The following is an 11060-nucleotide window of genomic DNA, read 5'->3' on the forward strand; positions in this document are numbered from 1 at the left end:
AGGGACGGTTGAGGATCATGAAGCGGCGAAATCTCGGAAATGCGGCGACGGCTGTTCTTGCGGTCATGCTGTGCGGCGCATTCGTGACACCGGCCCTGGCGGTCGATCTCAACGAAGCCCTGGCGCAGGCCTATGCCGGCAACCCGACGCTGGAAGCGGCGCGCGCGCAGTTGCGGGCGACCGACGAACGGGTACCGGAAGCCCTGAGCGGCTGGCGACCAACGGTGATCGGTCAGGCCGAGGCCGGCAAGACCTGGATCGAACAGAACACACCTTTGCTGCTCGATCAGAATCTGGAATCGCGCACCTTCGGCGTCACTGTCTCGCAGCCCGTGTTCAGTGGCTTCGAGACGGTCTCATCGACCTCCGCCGCCGAGAACCGCGTGCGCTCCGGCCGCGCCAACTTGGCCAATTCCGAACAGCAGGTTCTGCTGCAGGCCGTGCAGGCCTATATGCAGGTCGTGCGCGACCGGGCCGTGCTGGAACTCAACCGCAACAACGAAAACGTCATCGGCCAGCAATTGCAGGCGACGCGCGATCGCTTCGATGCGGGCGAAGTTACCCGCACCGACGTAGCGCAAGCTGAATCCCGCCTGCAGGGTGCCATCGCCGACCGTATCGCCGCCGAAGGTAATCTCACCGCCTCGATCGCCGTCTATCGCCAGGTGATCGGCGAAGAACCGACCGACCTAAAGATGCCGGAAACCACCCTCGACCTGCCGGCCAGCAAGGATGAAGCAGTGGCGCAGTCGATCAACGCGCCGGCAATCGTCTTTGCCAAGTTCGAAGCCGACGCCGCCAAGGACGATATCGACGTGGCCTTCTCCGAACTGCTGCCGACGGTCTCGATCGAAGGGTCGTGGACCCGCAGCGAAGAACAGAGCAGCGAAGATCAGTCGAACGATGTTGGCCAGGTTCTCGGCGTGCTGCGTGTGCCGCTCTATCAGGCTGGCGCGCCCGATGCGCGCGTGCGCCAATCCAAGCAGCTCTATCAGCAAAGCCGCCGCCAGATTGACGAAGCCGTCCGCGCCGGCGAGCAGACCGCGGTCGATTCCTGGCAGTCCTACGAGACGGCTCTCGCCCAGATCGAATCCTTCAAGGAGCAAGTCCGTGCCACTGAAGTGGCGCTTGATGGCGTCAAGCAGGAGCAACAGGTTGGTGCCCGCACGGTGCTCGACGTGCTCGATGCCGAGTTGCAAGCGCTCAATGTCAAGGTGAGCCTGGTCCAGGCCCAGACCACCCTCGTGGTCGCGCGCTACCAGGTCCTGGCAGCCGTGGGCCGCCTGACGGCCTCTGAACTCGCGCTCAACGTCGGTGTCTACGATCCGACCCAGCATTACGACGATGTGCGCAATAAATTCATCGGTACCGGACCTTCGGTGGAGTAGGGCGGCAGCTTTCGTCGGAGCTTTGGCTGGCTATATCTGGTGTAACGGCTCAGGCAATTTCCCATTTCTTGAGAAATGCCAATAAAGACGTTACGATAGCCGACATAGCTGGGAGCGACTCGGTTCGGCACGATGATTGCAAGACAGCAATCTCGACTGCAGCGCCGGGCCAGAGTGACCCGGTCAGGGATTGGTGAATGTCGGACGCCAAGGGCAATCAAGAACCGTCGATGGAGGAGATTCTCGCCTCCATCAGGCGCATCATCTCCGAAGACGGCGAGCCGAAGGAAGAACCCGCGGCGCCGGCCGTCAATGGCCATGCCGCGGAAGAGGAAGAGGATGACGACGCGCTCGTCCTGACCGATATGGTCGTGGGCGAAAGCAACGTTGTGGAACTCAAGGAAGAGGCGGCACCAGCACCCGTCGCACCGCCGCCGCCAGCCAAGGCCGAAGCGCCCGCACCGGCTCCGATGCCTGAGCCGGAACCCTTGCCCGAACCCGAACCGCTGCCGGAACCAGCACCCTTGCCAGAACCGGTCGCAGCCGTTCCCGAGGAAAGTCCCGCCGACATCGAATTCGACGTGGTCGAACCGGCACCCGTCGCACAGGGCGCTGCCGCCGATGACGGTGAACCGGTCCAACCAGGCCGGCCAAGCCCGTCCGAGGCGGCCGATATCCCAATGGACAGCGACCTGATCTCGCCCGATGTCGCTGCCGCCAGCGCCGCCACCATGGCGCAACTGATGGCCAGGAAGCCGCAGACCACCAGTTCGTCCCGCGCCACCTCCCTTGATGGGTTGCTGGTCGAGACCCTGGTACGTCAGGCGATCGAGCCGATGCTCAAGGACTGGCTCGACGAACATCTTCAGGAAATCGTCGAACGCCTGGTACGGCGTGAGGTCGAGCGCCTCTCGCGCAAGGCCGAACTCAGCTAAACAGCCGTTCCGCCTCTTTTCCCAACCGACAGATCCGGGTGATAGCCCTCCCATGGCCCTCGGTTTGACTGGCGCGCCGGGATCGTTATAACTCCCGCCAAAGCTTGAAATACTCCAGGAATAAGGGTGCCCCAGCGATGCTGGAAAAGACGTTCCAACCCGCCGAGGTTGAGAAGAAGCATTACGATGCCTGGGAGCAGTCCGGGGCCTTTGCCGCCCATGCGACCTCCAACAAGGTCCCCTATACCATCATGATGCCGCCGCCCAACGTGACGGGCAGCCTCCATATGGGCCATGCGCTGACATTCACGCTGCAGGATATCCTCACCCGCTATCAGCGCATGAAGGGCAAGGACGCGCTGTGGCAGCCCGGCACCGACCATGCCGGCATCGCTACACAGATGGTGGTCGAGCGGCAGCTGGCCGAGCAGGGCGTCAAGCGCGCCGATCTCGGCCGCGAGAAATTCCTGGAAAAGGTCTGGGCGTGGAAGGCTGAATCCGGCGGCACCATCACGCGCCAGTTGCGCCGTCTCGGCGCCTCGCCCGATTGGCCGCGCGAACGCTTCACCATGGACGAAGGCCTCAACAACGCCGTGCGCAAGGTGTTCGTCGAACTCTACCGCCAAGGCCTCATCTACCGCGACAAGCGCCTGGTGAATTGGGATCGAAGCTCCACACCGCGATCTCCGATCTCGAAGTGGTGCAGAAGGAGACGAAGGGCAAGTTGTGGCATTTGCGCTATCCGGTCGAAGGCCAGCCCGGCCGCTTCCTGGTGGTCGCGACCACGCGGCCGGAGACGATGCTGGGTGATACCGCCGTCGCCGTGAATGCCGAGGATGCGCGGTATCAGGATTTGATCGGCAAGAACGTGTTGCTGCCGCTCTGCGACCGGCCGATCCCGGTCGTGGCCGACGAACATGCCGATCCCGAAACCGGCTCGGGGGCGGTCAAGATTACCCCCGCCCACGATTTCAACGACTTTGAAGTCGGCAAGCGCCACAGCCTGCCGATGATCAACATCTTCGACCGCGACGCGAAGCTCAATGAGAACGTGCCAGCGAAGTATCGCGGCCTCGATCGCTTCAAGGCGCGCGACATGGTGCTGGAAGACCTCACCGCGCTCGACCTCGTCGAGAAGATCGACGACCATGTCCTGCAACTGCCCTATGGCGACCGCTCCGGCGTCGTCATCGAACCCCTGGCTCACCGATCAATGGTATTGCGACGCGCATAAGCTGGCGCAGCCGGCGATCAAGGCGGTGGAGGAGGGCAAGACCGTCTTCGTGCCCAAGCAATGGGAAAACACCTATTTCGACTGGATGCGCAACATCCAGCCCTGGTGCATCTCGCGCCAGCTCTGGTGGGGCCATCAGATCCCGGCCTGGTTCGGTCCGGATGGCGAGATCTTCGTCGCGCATGACGAAGCGGAAGCCAAGGCCGCCGCGCAGAAGCATTACGGCAAAGATGTCGACCTTGCCCGCGATCCTGACGTGCTTGACACCTGGTTCTCCTCGGCCCTGTGGCCGTTCTCGACCCTTGGTTGGCCGGAACAGACACCCGAACTGCTGCGCTATTATCCGGGCGATGTTCTTGTCACTGGTTTCGACATCATCTTCTTCTGGGTCGCCCGCATGATGATGATGGGCATGCACTTCATGGGCGATGTGCCGTTCAAGACGGTCTACATCCATGCCCTCGTGCGCGACGAGCATGGCCAGAAGATGTCGAAGTCTAAGGGCAACGTCATCGATCCGCTGGACCTCATCGACAAATATGGCTGCGATGCCTTGCGCTTCACCCTGACCGCGCTGGCGGCCCAGGGCCGCGACATCAAGATGTCAGGCAAAAGCCGCGTCGAGGCTATCGCAACTTTGCGACCAAGCTGTGGAACGCCACGCGCTTCTGCCTCATGAACGAATGCAGGGCTGATCCGGATTTCGACCCAGCCAAGGTGACCGCCGCCGTCAACCGCTGGATGATCGGGCGCCTGGCCGCCTGTGCGCAGGCGATCGACCACGCCATGGCGCAGTTCCGCTACAACGATGCGGCGGGTGCCCTCTATCGCTGTATCTGGAACGAATTCTGTGATTGGTATGTCGAATTCACCAAGCCGATCATCAGGGCGAGGATGAACCGCTGAACGCCGAGCCCCGCGCCTGCACCGCCTGGGTGCTGGCACAATTGCTGCACCTGCTGCATCCCTTCATGCCCTTCATCACCGAGGATGTGGCCGCAAGCTTGGCGACGGCAACACCCGCAAACTGATCGGCGAACCCTGGCCCGATTTCTCAAAACTGCCGGTCGATCATGAGGCCGGCGCCGATTTCGACTGGGTCATCCGCCTGGTCTCGGAGATCCGCACGCTGCGAGCCGAGATGAACGTGCCGCCCGGCGCCCAGGTGCCAATCCAGCTGCGCGACGCGAATGCCCGGACGCAAGGTCGCCTCTCGGCCTATGGCGATCTCATCCGGCGCCTCGCGCGCATCGACCGGATCGATCTAGTGACAGGCGACGGCCCCAAGGGGGCAGCCCAGATCGTCCTCGACGAAGCCACCATCCTGCTGCCGCTGGCCGGCGTCATCGACGTCAACAAGGAACGGGCGCGCCTCAAAAAGGACCTCGACAAGGCTGCCGCCGACGCCGACAAGATCGCCCGCAAGCTCGGCAACGAGCAGTTCGTCGCCAAGGCGGACCCGGACGTGGTCGCCGAACAGCGCGAAAAGCTGGCGGAAATCCAGCAGACCCGGGACAAGCTGGCCCAGGCCATGGAGCGCCTGGCGGCGATCTGACGCCCATAAGCTGAAGCGGCAATCGGGGGCTTGCGAGGATAGGGCCAGCCGCCATAATGGTGGCATGCGCCCGTCATGCCTCGCTTTGGGCCTCGTGGCCCTCTCCATCTTTTTGCCGGGCGTTCCGGCGGTGTCCGGCGCTGCGCCGATTGCCCATGCCGGCCTGGTCTTTTCCGACGAGCTTGGCGGCTTCAACCTCGTCTCGGTCAGCGGTAGCGGCACCCTCGACGATCCCTTCGTGGTGGTCGAGGAGGTGACGGGCGATCGCGCCATCGCCCTCACCATCCGCAATTTCGGCCGCGATTTCGGCAATCGCATCGGCTCCCAGCATGTCTCGGCCTTCGCCATGAAGAAGATCGTCATCAACAAGAGCGGCCGCGAGTGGCGCAACTACCAGATGGAGCTGCGCGAGGTGACGACCCGCCATTCGCCCTACAGCGATGGCCTTAGTTTCGGGCAGAATTCCTTCATTGGCACCAGCTATACGCGCAGCAATTTTGCCGATCTGCAGCGCTTCGACGAACCCGAAGATACGCTGGGCTTCAGCGGCAGCACGGTGGCACCCGGTGAAACCGCGGAGTTCAGTTTCATCATCAGCGACATGTCGCCGGTCTCCGTGTTCTACCTCATGCAATTGCCCCTGCAGCCGCTCTCGCGCGCGACGCCGGCGACCGACGCCGAATGGGCACTAACCGAACCATGACCGAGATTCCGGAAACCTGCCTCGATACCCTGGAGGATCAGCGCTTGGTCCGGCTGCTCGCCTATTGGCGGCAGAAATGCGGGCAGGCCGTGATGCCGGAACCCTCCGCCATCGATCCCGGCGAATTCAAGTTCATCCTCGGCTATGTGACGCTGGTCGACGTCGAAGCGAAACCCCGTCGTTATCTGTTCCGGCTCGACGGCTCGATCCTGGCCTCGCTTTCCGGCATGGACTACACCGGCAAATATCTCGACCAACTCGGCATGCAGGAATATTGCGACTTTGTGGCAGGCACCTACGACAAGGTGGTGGATGGTGTTGCCCCCTATGCCTATCGCAAGCGCGGCGCCTTCGACAAACAGAGTTTCTCCGAGGAAACCCTGATCCTGCCCTTGGGCACGGACCGGATTGTGCAGCGGCTGATGGTGGCGGTCATTCCCGGCGGGCGCCCGGGGGCCGACAACAAGATGCTGATCTGACAGGTGCCGTGCCGGCACCATTCCGATGCTGGCCCATGCAGAAAAACCTGTGGTCCAACGCCCCACGCGCCACTATCGTGGCGACAGATCCAGCCCTGTAGCCAGCCTGCTGACGAGGATCCCATGACCGGCGCCCGCTTCGACAAGTCGAAACTGCCCAGCCGCTACGTCTCGGTCGGTCCCCAATCCGCGCCGCACCGCTCCTATTATTACGCCATGGGCATGACCGAGAAGGAAATCGGCCAGCCCTTCGTCGGCGTGGCGACGACCTGGAACGAAGCCGCGCCCTGCAACATCACCCTGGCGCGCCAGGCCCAGGCGGTGAAGAAGGGCGTCAAGGCGGCGGGCGGCACCCCGCGCGAATTCACCACCATCACCGTGACCGACGGCATCGCCATGGGCCATGCCGGCATGAAGTCGTCGCTGATCAGCCGCGAGGTGATCGCGGACTCGATCGAGCTGACCATGCGCGGCCACTGCTACGACGCGCTGGTCGGCCTGGCCGGCTGCGACAAGACCCTGCCGGCGCTGATGATGGCGATGATCCGCCTCAACGTGCCCTCGGTCTTCCTCTATGGCGGCTCGATCCTGCCCGGCCGCTACAAGGGCAAGGACATGACCGTGGTCGAGGTGTTCGAGGGCGTCGGCCAGCACTCGGCCGGCAAGATCTCCGACGCCGACCTCCACGACATCGAATGCGTGGCCTGTCCCTCGGCCGGTTCCTGCGGCGGCCAGTTCACCGCCAACACCATGGCCTGCGTCTCCGAGGCGATCGGCCTTGCCATTCCGGGCTCCGCCGGCGCGCCGGCGCCTTATGAAAGCCGCGACGCCTTGGGCGAGGCGTCCGGCCAGGCGGTGATGGGCTGATCGCACAGCCTCCGGCCGCGCGATATCGTGACGCGGAAGTCGCTGGAGAACGCGGCGGCGGTCGTGGCTGCGACCGGCGGCTCGACCAACGCCGCGCTGCACCTGCCGGCGATGGCGCACGAGGCCGGCATCGAGTTCGACTTGCATGACGTGGCCAAGATCATCCGCGAGCACGCCCTACATCGCCGACCTGAAGCCCGGTGGGCGCTACGTCGCCAAGGACATGCACGATGTGGGTGGCGTCGGCGATCGTGATCCGCGCGCTGCTCGACGCCGGCCACATCCACGGGGACTGCATCACGGTGACCGGCAAGACCATCGCCGAGAACGTGCGCGGGGTGAAGATCCCCACCGGGCAGGACGTCGTCTTCCCGGTCAAGAAGGCGATCAGCAAAACCGGCGGCGTCGTCGGGCTGAAGGGCACGCTGGCGCCCGAGGGGGCGATCGTGAAGATCGCCGGCATGAAGCGCCTGCAGTTCACCGGCCCCGCCCGGGTGTTCGATTGCGAGGAGGATGCTTCGAGGCGGTCGACCAGCGCAGTTCAAGGAAGGCGAGGTGCTGGTCATCCGCTACGAGGGCCCAAGCGGCGGCCCCGGCATGCGTGAGATGCTCTCGACCACGGCGGCCCTCTATGGCCAGGGCATGGGCGACAAGGTGGCGCTGATCACCGATGGCCGCTTCTCCGGCGCCACCCGCGGCTTCTGCATCGGCCATGTCGGCCCGGAAGCGGCGGTGGGCGGCCCGATCGGCCTGCTGTCGAGAACGGCGACATCATCGCCATCAATGCTGAAACTGGCGACATCTCGGTGGCTCTCACCGACGCCGAGCTGACTGAGCGCCGGAAGAGCTGGCAGCCGCGCCGGACCGACTATCAATCTGGCGCCCTGTGGCGCTATGCCCAGACGGTCGGCACGGCCGAGAAGGGCGCCGTCACCCATCCCGGTGGCGCTGCCGAAACCCATTGCTTCGCTGACATCTGAAGGAAAACACCCATGTCGCTAACTTTCTTTTTCGGTTCCGGTTCGCCCTATGCCTGGAAGGTCTGGCTGGCGCTCGAGCACAAGGGCATTCCCTTTGTGGCGAAGCGCTTGAGCTTCGACAACAACGACACCAAGACACCGGAATTCCTGGCCATCAATCCGCGCGGCCGCGTGCCCGCCATTCTTGATGGTGACTTCCCGCTCTGGGAATCCTCGGCCATCATCGAATATCTTGAGGAGCGCTATCCGGAAAAGCCGCTGCTGCCCAAGGATGTGAAGGCACGCGCCACCGTGCGCCGCATGGTCAACGAGGCTGACAACTATTTGCAGGCTGCGAGCAGCGAGCTGATGGAGCAGGCGGTCTATCTGACGGCGGCTGAGCGCACGGCCGAACGGACGGCCAATGCCAAGAAGATGATGATGGATGAACTCGACCGCCTGGAGAGTTGCCTGAAAGGGGATTTCCTGGCCGGCGATCTGGGCTTGGCCGATTTTGCTGCCTATCCCTATGTGCGACTCGCGCAACGCGCCGATGAACGGTCGCCGGGCCTCGGAATTGCGCGCACCAGCATGCCTGCGAAAGTCGGTGCCTGGATGAACCGCATCGAAGCCTTGCCGTATTTCGAGCGGACCACCCCGCCGCATTGGAAAGCCTAACCCCTTTTATCTGGAGTGCTCTAATGCGTTTTGCTGGCTTTGCGATCCTGGGTCTGCTTGCCCTGCTGCTGATCTGGGCCTTCACGGGAATCAACAAGATTCCATCCCAGGAAGAAGTCGCCAAGGCGACTTGGGCGCAGGTGCTCAACCAGTATCAGCGCCGCGCCGATCTGGTGCCCAATCTGGTGGCGACTGTGAAGGGTGCCGCCGATTTCGAGAAATCGACGCTCGAAGCTGTGGTGCAGGCACGGGCCAAGGTCGGCACGATGCAATTGCCGACCGACCTCCTCACCAATCCCGATGCCATGCGCGCCTTCGAAACCAATCAGGGCGCGCTCACCTCGGCGCTCTCGCGCTTGATGGTGGTGGCCGAGAAATATCCGGACCTCAAGGCGACCGCAGGTTTCCAGACCTTGCAATCGCAGCTCGAAGGCACCGAGAACCGCATCGCGGTTGCGCGCAAGGATTACATCGACGCCGTGCGCATCTATAACACCGAGCTGAAGACCTTCCCCGGCGTACTGTGGAAGAGCTTCCTCTACAGCGACCGAGAGCCGATGCAGCAGCTCCAGGTCGAACCGGCCAAGCAGGAAGTGCCCACCGTCGATTTCGGCACCAGCGGCAATTAGGCGCTCGCCTTGCCGATATCGGTCGCCCTCAGATACCTGTGGCTCGCGGCGCTCTTTGTGCTGCTGGGTCTGCCGGCCGCCAACGCCGATCCCGTCGTACCGCCGCTCACCGGCCGCGTGGTCGATCTCGCTGATGTGCTGACCAGCGCCGCCGAGCGCGACCTCACGACCCAATTGGCTAAGGTCGAGCAGAAGACCGGGACCCAGATCGTCGTGGCGATCCTGCCCGACCTTGGCCGCTATTCGATTGAAAGCTGGGGGCTGGCCCTCGGCCGCACCTGGAAGATCGGCCGTCCCGGCAAGGATGATGGCATCGTCATTGTCCTCGCACCCAAGGATCGCGAGATCCGCATTGAGGTCGGCTACGGACTTGAAGGTCGCGTCACCGACGCCACGGCGCACCAGATCATCCAGCGCTACATGCTGCCGGCGGCGCGCGAGGGACGTTATGCGACGGGTCTCGACGCCACCATCGGCGCCCTCGAGCGCGTGATCGTCGATCCGAGCGTCCCTGTGCCCGCAGTTTCGGCGCCGTTCAGGTATGGCAATGTGATTATCGTCGTTCTGTTCGGCGGCATGGCCGTCCTTGTTCTTATCGGCATGGTGATGAGCATCGGTACCCGGCGTGAGCAGGTCTACCCTGCGCGCCCCGACGAACGATCGGACAGTGTATTCGACAACAACAACCATGGCGGTTGGACCTGGAATTCAGGATCAGGTTCAAGTTCCAGTTCGAATTCGATAAGCTTCGGCTCCTCCTCATCTAGCAGCAGCGGCTCTTCCTTCAGAGGTGGTGGCGGTTCCTTTGGCGGCGGGGGAGCGAGCGGCAAATGGTGACAATCCGCCTGCGTCATTTTCTCATTCTTCTGGCGACCCTCGTCATGGTCATGGGCGGCCTGGCGCGTGCCGAGGATCCGCCGCTGCCGGCCCTGACCGGCCGCGTCATCGACCGTGCGAACATTCTCTCGGACGCCACCGAGGCGGCCCTGTCGGCGCGCATCGAGGCGCATGAACAATCTACGACCAACCAGATCGTGATCGTGACCTTGCCCGACCTCATGGGTCGGCCGATCGAGGATTGGGGGCTGATGCTGGGGCGAAGCTGGGGAATCGGCCAGCAGGGCAAGAATAACGGAATCGTCTTCCTAGTGGCCCCCAATGACCGCGAATTGCGCATCGAGGTGGGCTACGGGCTGGAAGGCGATCTCACCGATGCCACCGCCAATGCCATCATCCAGTCCGACGTCATCCCGCTGTTCAAGCGTGGTGACATGGAAGGCGGGGTCCGGGCGGGCCTCGAGGCGATCCTCGCGGTCCTGAGCGGTGCCGAACGGGTGCCGGCACAGACGACTGCATCCAGTGATGCCATCGATTGGCAGAACATGGCTGAGAATCTGGTGCCTTTCGCGGCTGTCGGTTGCTTCTTTGCCATCTCCTTCCTGCTGAGCCTGCGCCGCCGTTGGGACAAGAAGCGTCGGCGCTATGTCTGGTATGTCGAGGCCAGCAGTCGCTCAGGATCGCGTTCCGGTTCCTATGGTTCAAGCAGTGGCCGTTCCGGCGGTGGCTTCTCCGGTGGTGGCGGCTCGTTCGGCGGCGGTGGCGCCAGTGGCAAGTGGTAAGGCGGCAATCGGAA

General features: G+C 63.5%; 8 protein-coding genes and 2 pseudogenes. All 10 read left to right on the plus strand.

What is annotated here, in order from left to right; genetic code table 11:
• Positions 1-17 precede the first annotated feature (17 nt).
• A complete protein-coding gene (locus tag IPK59_02365) occupies positions 18-1388 on the plus strand; it encodes a TolC family outer membrane protein (GenBank protein ID MBK8157672.1) in 1371 nt (456 codons plus the stop codon).
• Between the two features lie 197 nt (positions 1389-1585).
• Positions 1586-2323, plus strand: coding sequence for a DUF2497 domain-containing protein (locus IPK59_02370; GenBank protein MBK8157673.1), 738 nt, complete (start codon positions 1586-1588; stop codon positions 2321-2323).
• A gap of 137 nt (positions 2324-2460) precedes the next feature.
• Positions 2461-5112 (plus strand): annotated as a pseudogene (locus tag IPK59_02375) (valine--tRNA ligase).
• Positions 5113-5176: 64 nt separating this feature from the next.
• Positions 5177-5815, plus strand: coding sequence for a hypothetical protein (locus IPK59_02380; protein MBK8157674.1), 639 nt, complete (start codon positions 5177-5179; stop codon positions 5813-5815).
• Positions 5812-6294, plus strand: coding sequence for a PAS domain-containing protein (locus tag IPK59_02385; GenBank protein MBK8157675.1), 483 nt, complete (start codon positions 5812-5814; stop codon positions 6292-6294). Before IPK59_02380 ends, IPK59_02385 begins: the two co-directional genes overlap by 4 nt.
• A gap of 123 nt (positions 6295-6417) precedes the next feature.
• Positions 6418-8141 (plus strand): annotated as a pseudogene (ilvD, locus tag IPK59_02390) (dihydroxy-acid dehydratase).
• A 12-nt stretch (positions 8142-8153) separates the two neighbouring features.
• The gene (locus IPK59_02395) at positions 8154-8798 is read left to right on the plus strand and encodes a glutathione S-transferase family protein (protein MBK8157676.1); all 645 of its coding nucleotides are present in this window, start codon (positions 8154-8156) and stop codon (positions 8796-8798) included.
• 23 nt (positions 8799-8821) lie between these two features.
• Positions 8822-9427 (plus strand): LemA family protein, encoded by a 606-nt coding sequence (locus IPK59_02400; protein ID MBK8157677.1) that lies wholly within the window; start codon positions 8822-8824, stop codon positions 9425-9427.
• A 9-nt stretch (positions 9428-9436) separates the two neighbouring features.
• A complete protein-coding gene (locus IPK59_02405; GenBank protein ID MBK8157678.1) occupies positions 9437-10264 on the plus strand; it encodes a TPM domain-containing protein in 828 nt (275 codons plus the stop codon).
• Positions 10258-11046: a TPM domain-containing protein gene (locus IPK59_02410; protein MBK8157679.1), complete on the plus strand. Its 789-nt coding sequence runs from the start codon at positions 10258-10260 to the stop codon at positions 11044-11046. Before IPK59_02405 ends, IPK59_02410 begins: the two co-directional genes overlap by 7 nt.
• Positions 11047-11060: the final 14 nt, after the last annotated feature.

The sequence above is a fragment of the Rhodospirillaceae bacterium genome (assembly GCA_016712715.1).
Taxonomy (GTDB): Bacteria; Pseudomonadota; Alphaproteobacteria; order Dongiales; family Dongiaceae; genus Dongia.

Coding starts and splice junctions, on each gene's coding strand:
- IPK59_02410 (MBK8157679.1), top strand. CDS start 10,258: ATGGTGACAATCCGCCTGCGTCATTTTCTCATTCTTCTGGCGACCCTC.
- IPK59_02400 (MBK8157677.1), top strand. CDS start 8,822: ATGCGTTTTGCTGGCTTTGCGATCCTGGGTCTGCTTGCCCTGCTGCTG.
- IPK59_02395 (MBK8157676.1), top strand. CDS start 8,154: ATGTCGCTAACTTTCTTTTTCGGTTCCGGTTCGCCCTATGCCTGGAAG.
- IPK59_02385 (MBK8157675.1), top strand. CDS start 5,812: ATGACCGAGATTCCGGAAACCTGCCTCGATACCCTGGAGGATCAGCGC.
- IPK59_02370 (MBK8157673.1), top strand. CDS start 1,586: ATGTCGGACGCCAAGGGCAATCAAGAACCGTCGATGGAGGAGATTCTC.
- IPK59_02380 (MBK8157674.1), top strand. CDS start 5,177: ATGCGCCCGTCATGCCTCGCTTTGGGCCTCGTGGCCCTCTCCATCTTT.
- IPK59_02365 (MBK8157672.1), top strand. CDS start 18: ATGAAGCGGCGAAATCTCGGAAATGCGGCGACGGCTGTTCTTGCGGTC.